Source organism: Enterococcus innesii, from assembly GCF_022846515.1.
GTDB classification, from domain to species: Bacteria; Bacillota; Bacilli; order Lactobacillales; family Enterococcaceae; genus Enterococcus_D; species Enterococcus_D innesii.
On record NZ_AP025635.1, the window covers coordinates 1646018 to 1658531 of the forward strand.

14 protein-coding genes are annotated in these 12514 nt (G+C 44.6%); 4 read left to right on the forward strand and 10 right to left on the reverse strand.

What is annotated here, in order from left to right; all coding sequences use genetic code 11:
• Positions 1-16 precede the first annotated feature (16 nt).
• From ENLAB_RS07770 to ENLAB_RS07790, 5 genes are all read right to left on the reverse strand, one after another.
• Positions 17-2041, reverse strand: coding sequence for a BglG family transcription antiterminator (locus ENLAB_RS07770; protein WP_244353333.1), 2025 nt, complete (start codon positions 2039-2041; stop codon positions 17-19).
• 54 nt (positions 2042-2095) lie between these two features.
• Positions 2096-2413 carry a PTS cellobiose transporter subunit IIB gene (locus ENLAB_RS07775; RefSeq protein WP_096741869.1) on the reverse strand — a complete coding sequence of 106 codons (318 nt, stop codon included), beginning with the start codon at positions 2411-2413 and terminating at the stop codon, positions 2096-2098.
• Between the two features lie 314 nt (positions 2414-2727).
• Positions 2728-3552, reverse strand: coding sequence for a glycosyltransferase family 8 protein (locus ENLAB_RS07780; protein WP_244353334.1), 825 nt, complete (start codon positions 3550-3552; stop codon positions 2728-2730).
• A gap of 224 nt (positions 3553-3776) precedes the next feature.
• A complete protein-coding gene (locus ENLAB_RS07785) occupies positions 3777-4298 on the reverse strand; it encodes an NADPH-dependent FMN reductase (protein WP_077452405.1) in 522 nt (173 codons plus the stop codon).
• A 35-nt stretch (positions 4299-4333) separates the two neighbouring features.
• The gene (locus ENLAB_RS07790) at positions 4334-4939 is read right to left on the reverse strand and encodes an NADPH-dependent FMN reductase (RefSeq protein ID WP_244353336.1); all 606 of its coding nucleotides are present in this window, start codon (positions 4937-4939) and stop codon (positions 4334-4336) included.
• 199 nt (positions 4940-5138) lie between these two features.
• Between ENLAB_RS07790 and ENLAB_RS07795 the strand changes: the two genes are divergently transcribed.
• Together ENLAB_RS07795 and ENLAB_RS07800 are read left to right on the forward strand one after the other, a co-directional pair.
• Complete coding sequence (locus ENLAB_RS07795) at positions 5139-5951, forward strand: winged helix DNA-binding protein (RefSeq protein WP_244353338.1); 813 nt, start codon at positions 5139-5141, stop codon at positions 5949-5951.
• A gap of 59 nt (positions 5952-6010) precedes the next feature.
• Positions 6011-7762: an ABC transporter ATP-binding protein gene (locus tag ENLAB_RS07800; protein ID WP_244353341.1), complete on the forward strand. Its 1752-nt coding sequence runs from the start codon at positions 6011-6013 to the stop codon at positions 7760-7762.
• A gap of 54 nt (positions 7763-7816) precedes the next feature.
• Here the strand turns inward: ENLAB_RS07800 and ENLAB_RS07805 are convergent, their stop codons facing one another.
• Positions 7817-8182: a hypothetical protein gene (locus ENLAB_RS07805; RefSeq protein WP_081116429.1), complete on the reverse strand. Its 366-nt coding sequence runs from the start codon at positions 8180-8182 to the stop codon at positions 7817-7819.
• 163 nt (positions 8183-8345) lie between these two features.
• Between ENLAB_RS07805 and ENLAB_RS07810 the strand changes: the two genes are divergently transcribed.
• Positions 8346-8678 carry a helix-turn-helix domain-containing protein gene (locus ENLAB_RS07810; protein WP_005230670.1) on the forward strand — a complete coding sequence of 111 codons (333 nt, stop codon included), beginning with the start codon at positions 8346-8348 and terminating at the stop codon, positions 8676-8678.
• A gap of 5 nt (positions 8679-8683) precedes the next feature.
• Positions 8684-9160 carry an ImmA/IrrE family metallo-endopeptidase gene (locus ENLAB_RS07815; protein ID WP_034858679.1) on the forward strand — a complete coding sequence of 159 codons (477 nt, stop codon included), beginning with the start codon at positions 8684-8686 and terminating at the stop codon, positions 9158-9160.
• 69 nt (positions 9161-9229) lie between these two features.
• Here ENLAB_RS07815 and ENLAB_RS07820 read toward each other — a convergent pair whose 3' ends face one another.
• The 4 genes from ENLAB_RS07820 to phnC are packed head-to-tail and all read right to left on the reverse strand — an operon-like array spanning position 9230 to position 12368.
• Positions 9230-10042: a metallophosphoesterase family protein gene (locus ENLAB_RS07820; RefSeq protein ID WP_244353343.1), complete on the reverse strand. Its 813-nt coding sequence runs from the start codon at positions 10040-10042 to the stop codon at positions 9230-9232.
• 4 nt (positions 10043-10046) lie between these two features.
• Positions 10047-10829 (reverse strand): phosphonate ABC transporter, permease protein PhnE, encoded by a 783-nt coding sequence (gene phnE / locus ENLAB_RS07825; protein WP_200126667.1) that lies wholly within the window; start codon positions 10827-10829, stop codon positions 10047-10049.
• Complete coding sequence (gene phnE, locus ENLAB_RS07830) at positions 10826-11605, reverse strand: phosphonate ABC transporter, permease protein PhnE (protein WP_010748971.1); 780 nt, start codon at positions 11603-11605, stop codon at positions 10826-10828. Before phnE (ENLAB_RS07830) ends, phnE (ENLAB_RS07825) begins: the two co-directional genes overlap by 4 nt.
• Positions 11577-12368 carry a phosphonate ABC transporter ATP-binding protein gene (gene phnC, locus ENLAB_RS07835; protein ID WP_005230661.1) on the reverse strand — a complete coding sequence of 264 codons (792 nt, stop codon included), beginning with the start codon at positions 12366-12368 and terminating at the stop codon, positions 11577-11579. The genes phnE (ENLAB_RS07830) and phnC overlap by 29 nt, the downstream gene beginning before the upstream one ends.
• Positions 12369-12514 lie beyond the last annotated feature (146 nt).

A 12514-nucleotide genomic window follows, 5' to 3' on the forward strand; every position in this document is an offset into this window, starting at 1 on the left:
TTCTCCCTTACATGTGCTATATATGTGCTTCTAGGTGATACCCAATAAAACATTTCATAAAATGTTCAAAATCACCACTTGCTATGAGTGCATCTCTAAATGACTCATTTTCAATAATTGGTACTAACAGTTGACTGATTTTATTCAATTCTACTTGCCCCAATCGATCTGGAGAAAGCAAGAAAATCAGCTGGATCTGGTCATGCTCGTCATCCCATTTTATGCCCTTCTTCACAATAGCAACGGCCGCATATGCGTCATTGGTAATTGGTTCAATGGGGTGTGCCACCGCCAAATGATCAGAAAAAGCGACTGAACTATACGCTTCCCGCAAAGCAAGCTGCTTACCTAGCGCTTCTTTCACTGAGCGTTTTTCCAAGTCTTCAATTTTCGTCAGCAACTGATCCATAACAGTCGATTTGTCAGTCTCTTCCTCTATCCGCAGAAAAAGTTCTGAGTGAAAGCTGGTCTCAATCAATTCCCGCTCCTTGTCAGATAAAGATTTCGACTGTTGTTTCAATATGCTGCCATACTGTTTTTTGATTTTATACTGCTTCAACTGGCGATTGATTTTTTGGATATCTTTTTTATCTAAAAAAACACTGACGGTGACGATGGGGATATTTAAAACCACATCTGGTACTTTGATGGACGAGATGATCAAATCGATCCCTGCTAGTTTTTGTTCACTGATTTCGTAATAACTGATCATATCTTCAATCACGATTTTTGAACCAAGTTCATGTTCTAAACGGTTTTTTAGCATCTGTGAACTACCGATCCCCGTTGCACAGATCACTAATACCTTGGCTTTTTGTTGATTCGCTAAGCGTTCCATCGCAGCAGTTAAATGGATCGTCAAATAGGCAAGCTCTCCTTCGGTCACTGTATAAGGGGCAAAGAAGGGGACATCTGAAAAATACCGAATTGTTAGCTGAAAAAAATCATTGTAGTCTTTCTTGATCGTACCTAGCAAAGGATTCTCCATACTCGTGCCGTTGTTCAATCGTTGCAATAAGGGGGTGATATGCATCATCAGCCCTTCTATCAACAATGGATCTTCGGCTAAGCAAAAGCCGGTTTCTTGATCGATTTTATGCAAAACAGCTAAGAGCTGCTGCTTGACCTCATTGTCATCTAAATCGATCTGTTCGCGGATAGTTTCGGAAACTAGCTTATTTTTTAAGTGAATGGCGATATAAAAAGCCTCTTCTGGTGGCAAAGCAATGCCCATTTGTTGTCGAATCTTCTCAACGATCTCTATAGCCGACTGGTATTCTGCTTCTTGTTCCAATTCAGGATCCTGTGGATGCAACTGGATCTCGAAGCCCGACTGCAGCCGTTTTATCGCTAAGCCTAAATGCAGGACGATCGTATAGATCATAAAATCAGAGAGTTTCAAAAAGTATTTACGACAGGTGTCCAAGACGATGATCACGATCTCCTCGATCGCTATACCTTCTAACAGATGTTTGTACATCGAGAAAGCATAAAGATTGTCTTGCAGGCGATTCATGAAAAAGTAATTCATGATGAAATGCCGCAGACTATTTTCAGATCCTTCAACATAAATGCCTTGACTGGTTCGATGTTTCAACTCGATCGTATAAGGCTTTAATAATTGCTTGATTTCAACGATATCATTTGAAATCGTCGAGCGTGAAACACATAGATCCGCTGCTAAATCATCAACAAAAACGGGCTTGTGGCCAAATAATAATTGATTTAGCAAAAAATATTGCCGGTCATTGGCTTCATTGATTGTGGTTAGATCATCAGCTGTTGGCCTGAGGTTAGTCTTCTCTGTATAAAATCGATCAAAGGAACGCTGGTCAGTGATATTCAAGCGATACCCCTGTCCTTGCTTGGCACAAATTTGACCTATCTTATGGTTCCTCAGGATAAGTCCCAGACCTTGAACGTACTTGCGAGCAGTCCGATCCGAGACCCCCAGTTGATTTGCGATCTGTTTGCTGCTAATGTAGGTGTTACGGTTTTGGTAGAGCATCTTTAGCATGATGATTTCTTTTTTACTCAACATTATTCATCAACCTTTTTCATCAACCTATTTTCATCTGGCTACTTGTTTGAACTGCTATTTGATATTTTGTTCTACCACAGCAGCTAATTTTTCAATGCCCATCGGTATCGGTACGTAGGCTTGAGGCGGAATATTCACGATTGGCCGCTGGTGCTTGATGGCAGCTTTTTCTAGATTCGCAAAATACATTTTGGTTTGCGGGCTGACTAAGTATAAGTCGTAGTCATCTTTGGCGATCGTGGCTGCTCCTTGTGATGCAGAAGTGGCATCTAGTTCGATCGCTTTTCCTCGCTCTCTAAAATATTCCGTCGTTTTTTTGGCAATGACAGATGAAGACATGCCTCCTGCACAAATGATCAATGCTTTTTTCATATTGTTTTCCTCCTTAACGAATACACTCATTTTCATTATCTATGTTCAGTAGCTGCTAAATAATGGTGTAGGACTGCTTTTCCTTACGTTGAATAAAACAGTTGCTCACCTGATTTAGCATGGCAATGGGTTGATAATGCCATCATAATAGATAGCGCTTTCTTTTTGAACACAAGGTGTTTCCTTATCGATGCGGAAGCAAATTAGATGCTACTAGTTTCATTCTATAAGAACCCCATTCAAAAAATGACCGAAAAAAATAGCTTTACTTGTCTTTTCTCCAAGTAAAGCTTTCTTCCTCACACTTTATTTGATTACTGCTCTTCAAACTTCCGCCGTTCATTTTCTACATATTTGTATAACGAACCGTAGCGGCTGCGATAGCCTTTCTTCCACGGCTTCTCTTTGCCGCAAAAATGCAGCAGAACGGTATGTTCGATGACCCAATCCAAACTCCATTCCCCTAGGCTGATCGTCTCATACGTACGGTTTTTCCGTACATCATAGTTATAGAGCTGATCAGAAATCGCCAGCACCCGATCGCCATATAACCCATTCAAAATATCTTGATCCGGCAAAAAGAGGTTCAAATGATTTTTCTCAATGAAGGCTGCGATCTCTGTTTCTTTGACCTCTTGCCGTAGCTGATGCACGTTCATCAGCAAAACGCCTGAATTATAGTAGCCTTCCGACTCATAATTGCGCAAACGGACTTTATTGATGACTGTTGTCACTTCTGTCAGTTTAGAATGGCTGGCGGCGGCATACAGAAAATCCCCTAACGTCAGCTCATACAAGGGGCGCAAATCATTGATGCACAAAATATCCGCATCTAGATACAGGATCTTTTCCACCTGCTGCGGCAAGTAATTTTGTGCCAACAATCGATAGTAGATCGACTCTGGGTAGCGGTCACTAACTGGTGCCGTTTTAAAGATCGAACCAGAACCGATGACGACGGGATGATAGGTCATCGCCAATTTTTGACAAAAGACCTCTAGCTCTGCACCTTGTCTCAATTCTTTTTCTTGTAAAACATAGACATCGAAAGATGCTGCTGTCGTATGACGTTTGATTGAATATAACGTTGTTTTTAATTGTTCACTGAATCGATCATCAATCGCAAAAAGTAGATTCATGCTCTTGTTCACTCCTCTGTTACTGGTTGCGTGCTCGTTTTTGGAAAAATCGAACGCAGTTGCCCGCATCTTCTGCTCTTCTAGTATACCCGATTTTTAGTCATTCTTTCAGTGAAATAGCCTTTCCAGTGAAAACCGTCCCTTGGAAACGCAAAAAAATGCTGTTCCATCCAATGAATGAAACAGCAAATGATCGATGATAAATGGTGACATCCTAAAACAGATCAGCGAATCGTGGCAAAAGCCGTTGACCACAACAACAATTCATCTAGCATGTCATTGACACCTGCAGCCATGTGCGCACCTGGTTTGAAGGTACTGAAATTTTCAAAATCAGTGAAGAGATTGAAGGCTGGGTTAGTCCGCACGGTGGCAACTTTTTGTTCAGCTAATACGTTGCGCAATTGTTCAGCGGCCCGAATCCCACCGCCAGAACCATAACTGACGATCCCAGCTGCTTTATCAAACCATTCTTCCCGAGCAGAATCTACGGCGTTTTTCAAGGAAGCTGCAAAACCGTGGTTGTATTCTTGCACGATGAAGATATAGCCATCTAACTCAGCGATTTTTTTGTTCCATGCCATGTTTGGCTCAGCCGTTCCCATAAACGGTAAATCAAATGCTTTTACATCCACGATCTCAAACTGATGCTCTGACCGTTGAGTAGCAATTTCTTGAATATATGCTCCGACTTGCGGACTAACGCGTCCTTCTCTTGTACTGCCTAAAATAATACCAAATTTCATGATAGGTTCCTCCTAAGATTGTTTTCGTTTGTTTTTTAACGATTGGCAAATGTGTCTGCCCAGTCCAATAATTCCGTCAACATATCGTTCATTCCTGCCGTCATATGTTCGCCAGGAGTAAAGGTGGCAAAATTTTCAAAATCAGTAAATAAGTTGAAGGCTGGATTAGTGCGCACCGTGGCTACTTTTTGTTCCGCCAAAATCAAGCGAACTTGCTCAGCGGCCCGAATCCCTCCTGCTGAACCATAGCTGACGATTGCTGCTGCTTTGTTGAACCATTCCTCGCGGGCGCTGTCCAACGCATTTTTCAAGGAAGCCGAGACCCCATGATTGTATTCTTGCACGATGAAGATGTAGCCATCTAATTCAGCGATTTTTTCGTTCCACGCTTGGTTCGCTTCGCCTGTACCCATAAAGGGTAAGTCGTAGTCTTTGATATCAATGATTTCAAACGAGCGGTCGTTATGTGCTCGTGCTGTTTGTAACACGTAATTGGCTACTTGCGGACTCACGCGGCCTTCTCTCGTACTGCCAACGATGATTCCGATTTTTTGCGCTTTTTTCTTTTCTGGGATACGATACACCTCTTTAATCACTTCTTTTTCAATTATTTGTTCTTTTTTCCCAAATCCAAAGACCATTCTTTTGTACTCCTTATATTGTGTTTTCTTAAACGATGGACTCAGCATACCAAACTTACTTTTAGTAAGTCAATCCTTTTGCTTACTTTTTGTTAGAAAAAAACAAACTATTTTCTCTTGACATTCGTTCGGCACCGAACTATAATCAATCCATCGATATCGTTAGGTACCGAACGATAATCCAAAAGGAGTGTTCTCAATGAGTACAATGACCGATCACTTAATGAAACAGCTTCGTTTTATCAGCGAAGCCAGCAATGCCTTTATGAGCCAAAACAACCAACGCCTTTCTGGACAGCAACGCGTCCTTGCCGTTTTAAACTTAGAAGATGGCTTGGTGCAAAATTACCTCGCAGAAGTTTTAGATTTACGGCCAAGTTCCTTGGCAGAACTATTGAAGAAAATGGAAAACAGTGGGGATATCCAGCGCAAAGAAGATGCAGCCGACAAACGGATCAAACGAATCTATCTGACAGAGACTGGACAAAAAAAAGCAGAAAAATTACTGGCACAAAAAGAAGCCGCCAACAGTCAAACATTTTTTGCTGGGTTAACAGAGGAAGAACAAACCGAATTTGCCCGTCTGCTTGAAAACATTGCTGCTGGATGGGAGGCTGACTTTCAGCAACAGACGCAACGCTTTGTTGATCCCATGGATCGTCTGCAAGCCATGCAGGAGATCCGGGAACAAATGATGAAGCAATGGGGTGGAAATTGGCAGGAAATGACGAATGAGGATCGTCGAAAGATGAGCCAACAAATGAAAGCTGCTTGGCAAGACATGGGCGTTGACGAGCGGCGCCAAATGAAAAAACAGATCAAGGAAGCCATGCGGCAAATGCCATTTCCTGGACATCGCGGCATGCCATTTGGTCGCCATCGCCAAGACGAGGGATGGCAAGCATGGGCACCAAAAGATTTCTTTGACCCTTTCAGCAGACAAGACCACAAACCAAACCCTACTTCAACTTCTAAAGACGAAACAGTCGAGGATGATTGGCAGGATTTCTAATAGCACTTAATTAAAAAGAAAAAGCGGTAAGCCCTCTTGCTTGCTATGGAGGAAAACGAATGGAAACAACGACACCAACAGTGAACAAAAACAAATTTAAAATGAAAGACTTTATCCACCTGATCATCAGTGTCAATCCCAAGAAAGGCTTGTTTCTTTTAGGGATGCTCTTCAGCCTGATCACAAGTGCCGCCAGTTTGGTCGTGCCGCAGCTGACGAAAACGCTAGTCGATGCCAGTGGCACCCCCACGTTCAGCACCTCCATGCTGGTCGTTTTGATCCTAGCCTTTGTGCTGCAATTAGGCGTAGGCACTTTAGGCGGCTTTCTCTTGCGCTATGTGGGAGAAAGTGCCGTGAAAACATTGCGGGAACGTCTTTGGAAACATCTGCTGCATTTGCCAGTCAGTTATTTTGATGACCACAAGTCGGGGGAAAGCAGTTCGCGACTCGTCAACGATACTTCGGTGATCAAAGAACTAGTCACCTCGCAATTTCCCAGCTTTGTCACTGGCTTGATCCAATTGGTTGGTTCGATGATCATCTTGTTTTTGATGGATTGGCAGATGGCGGCGATCATGTTCAGTGCGGTGCCTTTGATCACCTTGATCATGTGGCCGATCGGCAAGATCATGTCGAAACTAGGACGCCAGCTGCAAGCAGCGACCGCCGATTTCAATGCGGATGCCAGCGAAAAGCTCTCAGAGATCCGTTTGATCAAAGCCAGCAACGGAGAAGCCAGTGAACAAGAAAACGGTCGGCGCAACATTGGGGCAATTTTTACCCTTGGGGTCAAGGATGCGAAAGTTAGTGCGATTTTGCAGCCAATCATGACGACGGCCATGCTGGGCTTACTCGTAGGAATCCTCGGTTATGGCGCGATCCGCGTCCAAGCCGGCACCTTGACGAGCGGCGCATTGATCGCTTTTCTACTGTATCTCTTTAATATTATTGCGCCGGTGACGACGTTTGCGATGTTCTTTTCGCAAGTCCAAAAAGCGATGGGTGCTACGGAACGGATCCAAGAAATTTTGGATACGCCGCTAGAACCAATTCAAGCAGCACCCAAAGCCGCCATCGATGGCGCTGTCTTACGGGCAGAACAGATCGATTTCAGTTACGATCCCAAACGGCCGATTTTGCAAAACATTTCTTTTGAAGCCAAACCCAACACCGTGATTGCTTTTGCAGGACCAAGCGGCGGCGGAAAATCCACGATTTTTGCTTTACTAGAACGCTTTTATGAACCCACCAGCGGGCGCTTGCTGATTGGTGAACAGCCGATAGCTGACATTGATCTGCAGGACTGGCGGGCACAGATTGGCTATGTTTCCCAAGACAGTGCGGTCTTTGCCGGTACGATTCGGGAAAACTTGCAATACGGATTGGGACGGACGCTGTCAGAGGAGGAATTGTGGCAAGGACTGGCATTGGCTTATGCCGATCAGTTCGTCCAAGAGTTCCCCGAAAAACTAGAAACACAAATCGGCGAACGCGGCGTCAAACTATCTGGCGGGCAAAAACAACGGATCGCCATCGCACGAGCATTCTTGCGAGACCCCAAGCTGCTGATGCTGGATGAAGCGACCGCCAGCCTAGATTCTCAGTCGGAAGAAAAGGTCCAGCGGGCGTTAGATCATTTGATGGAAGGGCGCACGACATTAGTGATTGCTCATCGCTTATCGACCATCGTGGATGCCGATCAAATTTACTTTATAGAAAAAGGTACCATTACCGGTCAAGGTACCCATGCAGAATTGATCAGCAATCACCCGCTTTATGCTGCCTACGTGAATGAACAAATGATCAATTAAAGAATAAAAACTAGAAAAAAAACTGCTTATTGACGGATAAGCAGTTTTTTTCTATTAGCCAACGGCTGAATGTTGCTTCTCTTCACGCGTCCCAGGCACTTGATTTACTCGCTGTAATTCTTTCAGCACCTGATTTTCTGCCCGCAAAAAATCCCGTTCGCTTTGGGCAGTAGCAAGCTTTCCTTGATAGACCAAGACTTCTTCTTGGTAGGTTTTGGCGGTCTTTTGGACTTCTTCTTCTAACTGGTCGATTTTATGGGTCAATTCTTGATTGATCTGTTCATATTTCAGGTAAAGCTTTTGGGCATTTTCGATATTCGTTTGTTCCAAATTCGCTTTGCTGGATACTCGGGTAGCCAAATAAGTAAGTACACCAGTAATGAGTGACGGCAAGACAACTGTTACGATCGATGTATCCATGATCCTCCCCCATTCTTTTTGATACGATTCATATCATCTGTTTCCAGTATAAAAGATACGATTCGTATCGTCAACTGATGTGATATTTTTTATATCAAATAATACAAAAATAGATACAAATTATATCCAACGTGCTATACTACAAAAAAGGAGGCGATCACTCATGCTTGGCGAACGGCTAAGAACACTCAGACTACGAACCAATCAAACCCAACAGCAGATCGCAGATCAGCTAGGGATCACCCGCGCAGCGTATTCGCATTTCGAAAATGATCGTAACGAACCCGATGGCGAGACCATCGTCAAACTCGCAGAGATTTTTCAAGTATCCACCGATTTTTTATTAGGCAGACAAGTCCCGGCAGGCTTTACTCCGCCCTCTGCAAAAGTTCAAACCGTTGCGGCCCATATTGATGATGACGTCACCGATGAGCAGATGGAAGATATCCTCAGCTATATTGAATTTATAAAACAGCGGCACGCCCAAAAGGAATGATGGAAATGGATAAAGTAGAAGAACTGATGGCCGCCTACCCAGACTTGCACTTTATTTTCGATAAAAATATGCCTGATGGTCAGCAAGGATTGTACATCGATCACCATATTTACTTGAACCCTGACCAATCACAAGAAGACCTCTTGAGCACCATCGGTGAAGAAATCGGTCATTATCTGACCAGTGCTGGCGACATTACCGCCCAAGACACCAACGAAAAGCGCAAACAAGAACGCAAAGCCCGCGACATTGGTTCTGCGATCGTGGTCACGCCCTATGATATCATCGCTTGTTTTGAAGAAGGCTGCAAAACATTGGCGGCATGCGCTGATTTTTTAGGGGTTCCCCCACAAACCTTCAAAGATGCGGTCACGTATTATGCTCGCCGCTTTGACGGTATCAAAACCGAAGAAAACTATACCTTGTTTTTCCATATCGACGGCACGATTGAAGTTGTCAAAACCTTTGGCAATCAAGGTTAAGCCTTTTTTACACAAAAACAGACGTTCCTTTTCTGCTGCTAAAGGCAGCGTTGACGGAACGTCTGTTTTTTATCCTTGCATGTTGACCCGCATCAATACACGGTTCGGTCGATAGTTTTCTGAGGATTGATGAACCAGCGCACCTTCCTCAAAACGATACAAATTGTATCCATAGCGTTCTTCAAAACGGACCATCCCATCGCCTTCATCTTCCCCGACAAACGACATACTTGCCACAGTATAGTAAGGGATCCCTGCGATCGTTCCCGTAAACGCATGATGGGTATGTCCACTGAGAATACAAGAGATTTGATACTGCTGCAATAATGCTACCAAACGATCGGCACCGGCCCATGCCGGCGTGCTTGCTTGATAAGGCAACAAATGATGGTGCGTCACAAAGGCGATCTTTTTCTCTTTGAGCTGAGCCAGCGTGGCTTGCAGCCATTCAAACTGTCGCTCATCTACGATACCGTCGGCATAGCCATAACAGGAGTTATCGAAAGTCACGACCGCCAATGTCTCCGTTTCATAGACTTGATTAAAAGGCGTATCACTGGCGGTTTCTACTGACTTACCTTGCCAGCCTTGGCGAAAATGCCGTTTGATATCGTGATTACCTAGCGTTACCACGAACGGCACTGAGCCAAAGGCTTTTTCTAAATATCGCTTCAAAGAGGCATAATCGGCAGGCGCGCCATCTTCGGTCAAATCGCCACTGATCACCACCAAATCGATCGCCCCTCGCGCCTTGGCATCCTGGATACACTCTTCCAGAGGAATCAAGGGATTTTGCATGGCTGCCAGCATTCCTTGATACCCTTCTTCACAAGGCAGGTAACTTTCTCGAAAATGGATATCTGATATATGCAATACATTCATAGGTTTATCTCAATTTCTTTCTGATGATTCCAGTCAACTGGTCTAATAAGAAGACGGTCACAACGACGCCCAACAAAATAATACTTACCTTGCTCCAGGTTCTGGTTTGAATAGCAAAAATCAATGGTGCACCGATCCCGCCAGCACCGACTAACCCTAACGTTGCCGCACTGCGGACCGCAATTTCAAAATGATTCAATGCAAAGGAACTATAGATGGGTGCTAAGTAAGGGACCCGCACGAAAAACATCGTCTGCCAAAAGTTGGCCCCAACTGCTTGCATCTCTTCCGTCAAGCGTTCATCCATGGCTTCCATTTCTTCGGTGAACAACTTGCCCAGCATACCGATCTGGTGGACACCGATCGCCATAACCCCAGCGAAAGGTCCCGGACCTACCACACGGACAAAAATAATCGCATAAACTAGCTCTGGAAATGCCCGCAAGATATTGCAGATCATTTTGCCGACCTTCGCGACCCACGGCGCAGAATCCCATAGGTTGGCGGCACTCAGCAAAGTCACCGGTATCGCACAGACTGTTGCGATCATCGTTCCTAGACAAGCGATGCCGATCGTCAGTAACAATAAGCTCCACAAATCCTCCCCGCTACCGTCGTAAAAGAAAGACCAGTCTGGCTGACTCAACCCTTGCAGGACATCTCTTCCCATCGCTAAGGAAAAAGTACTCAATCCGGAATAATCCAGCGTCGCTGCGGATAATACCAGTAAGATAGCAAAGAGTCCCCATAATAGCCAAGTCGTTTTCTTCACTTCTCTGATCATCATAGGAATGACCTCCTTACCCGCTCACTGAGAAAATCAACGATCGCTACCGTCAGCAAAATCGTCAAGATAATGATTGAGACCCGTTCATAATTCAATAATGCCAATGAGGCGTTCAGGATGACCCCGATCCCGCCGGCACCAACATATCCTAACACCGTCGAAGCTCGAACATTGACTTCAAAGGCATAAAAAGTATAGCTGGCAAACTGGCTGATGACTTGAGGTATGATCGCCCAAACAGTCACTTGAAATTTATTTGCCCCTACCGCCGCTGCTGCTTCGATTGGCGCAAAATCAATGGTTTCGATCGCTTGGAACATCAGCTGTGAAACCATACCAAAGGTAAAGACCGCGATGGTCAAAACACCAGTGGCTTCACCGATCCCAAAAATCGCTACGAACAATGCCGCCAACAATAGGTTGGGAATCGTCCGCACCAGCCCTAAGAGAAAACGCATCGGCACAGAGACCCAACGGCTTTCTGTCACGACTGTCGTCGCCAACAGACTCACCGGTATTGCTGCGACTACTCCTAAAACGGTACCTAAAAAGGACATCTGCAATGTCTTGATCAAGGGCATCATCAGTTGCGGTAAATAACTAAAATCCGGATGCAAAAACCGAGCCATGAAAGCCGTCATCTGGCTGCGATTCGACCACACTTGGGCAAAATCAGCCCCCGTGATCCAGGCACTGCTTTGAAAAAAGAGCAGCAATAAAAGAACCAGCAGCAGGTGCTTGTACCAATTAAAATGAACTGTTTCTTTCAGTTTCATCGATTTCTCCTGCCTTTTCTTCAAAAATTGCTTTGCCATAGATTTGTTCTAAACGCTGATCTGTCAAAGCGGCTGCGTTGCCGTCAAAAACGATCGCACCTGCTTTTAAGGCAATGATCCTTGTCGCATACTGACGAGCCAAGGGAATCGAATGCAGATTGATGACAATCGTTTTGCCCATTTCTTGATTGATCTTCTTCAGATCCTCCATCACTTTCTCTGTCGTGATGGGATCTAGTGATGCCACGGGTTCATCAGCTAAAATCACCGGCGCTTGTTGAACCAAGGCACGGGCGATGGATACTCGCTGCTGTTGACCACCACTCAACTGGTCGCTTCTCGTTTGCAGTTTGTCTGACAAGCCGACAGTCGCTAGCGCTTCTTTCGTTCTTTCGTAGTCCTCTTTCGTAAACAACCCTAAAATACTTTTCCAGGTCCCGTAATATCCCAAACGACCAGATAGCACATTCTTTTGGACAGTACTACGTTTGACCAAATTGAAGCTTTGGGAGATCAATCCGATTTGTCGACGAATCAAGCGCAATTCTTTTTTATTGGCTTTCGTAACTGATTTGCCATCTACCCGGATATCTCCTTCAGTGATTGGCACTAAGCGATTGATCGAGCGTAAAAAGGTACTCTTACCAGCACCACTCAAACCAATGATTGCCACAAATTCTCCTTGTTCAATCGTTACATCTATGTTCTGTAATCCTTTGACCCCATTTGGGTAGACTTTGGATACATTCTCAAAAGTTATCATCTGTTTTCTCCATTATGTAGGGACCGCGGCAAAGTTTCCCCAATCGGTCACGGTCTATCTCACTAAAAAATGCACTGATATTGCGTATTCCACCTATTCCCCTAGTAAATCGCTGCACATCTCCGTGTCCCGTTATCCTTCTACCG

What these genes read in the sequence shown, in the direction of transcription:
- ENLAB_RS07775 (WP_096741869.1), bottom strand. Translation starts at nt 2,413, where the DNA reads ATGAAAAAAGCATTGATCATTTGTGCAGGAGGCATGTCTTCATCTGTC.
- ENLAB_RS07805 (WP_081116429.1), bottom strand. Translation starts at nt 8,182, where the DNA reads ATGGATACATCGATCGTAACAGTTGTCTTGCCGTCACTCATTACTGGT.
- ENLAB_RS07810 (WP_005230670.1), top strand. Translation starts at nt 8,346, where the DNA reads ATGCTTGGCGAACGGCTAAGAACACTCAGACTACGAACCAATCAAACC.
- phnC (WP_005230661.1), bottom strand. Translation starts at nt 12,368, where the DNA reads ATGATAACTTTTGAGAATGTATCCAAAGTCTACCCAAATGGGGTCAAA.
- ENLAB_RS07795 (WP_244353338.1), top strand. Translation starts at nt 5,139, where the DNA reads ATGAGTACAATGACCGATCACTTAATGAAACAGCTTCGTTTTATCAGC.
- ENLAB_RS07780 (WP_244353334.1), bottom strand. Translation starts at nt 3,552, where the DNA reads ATGAATCTACTTTTTGCGATTGATGATCGATTCAGTGAACAATTAAAA.
- ENLAB_RS07770 (WP_244353333.1), bottom strand. Translation starts at nt 2,041, where the DNA reads ATGTTGAGTAAAAAAGAAATCATCATGCTAAAGATGCTCTACCAAAAC.
- ENLAB_RS07790 (WP_244353336.1), bottom strand. Translation starts at nt 4,939, where the DNA reads ATGGTCTTTGGATTTGGGAAAAAAGAACAAATAATTGAAAAAGAAGTG.
- ENLAB_RS07820 (WP_244353343.1), bottom strand. Translation starts at nt 10,042, where the DNA reads ATGAATGTATTGCATATATCAGATATCCATTTTCGAGAAAGTTACCTG.
- ENLAB_RS07785 (WP_077452405.1), bottom strand. Translation starts at nt 4,298, where the DNA reads ATGAAATTTGGTATTATTTTAGGCAGTACAAGAGAAGGACGCGTTAGT.
- ENLAB_RS07815 (WP_034858679.1), top strand. Translation starts at nt 8,684, where the DNA reads ATGGATAAAGTAGAAGAACTGATGGCCGCCTACCCAGACTTGCACTTT.
- ENLAB_RS07800 (WP_244353341.1), top strand. Translation starts at nt 6,011, where the DNA reads ATGGAAACAACGACACCAACAGTGAACAAAAACAAATTTAAAATGAAA.
- phnE (WP_010748971.1), bottom strand. Translation starts at nt 11,605, where the DNA reads ATGAAACTGAAAGAAACAGTTCATTTTAATTGGTACAAGCACCTGCTG.
- phnE (WP_200126667.1), bottom strand. Translation starts at nt 10,829, where the DNA reads ATGATGATCAGAGAAGTGAAGAAAACGACTTGGCTATTATGGGGACTC.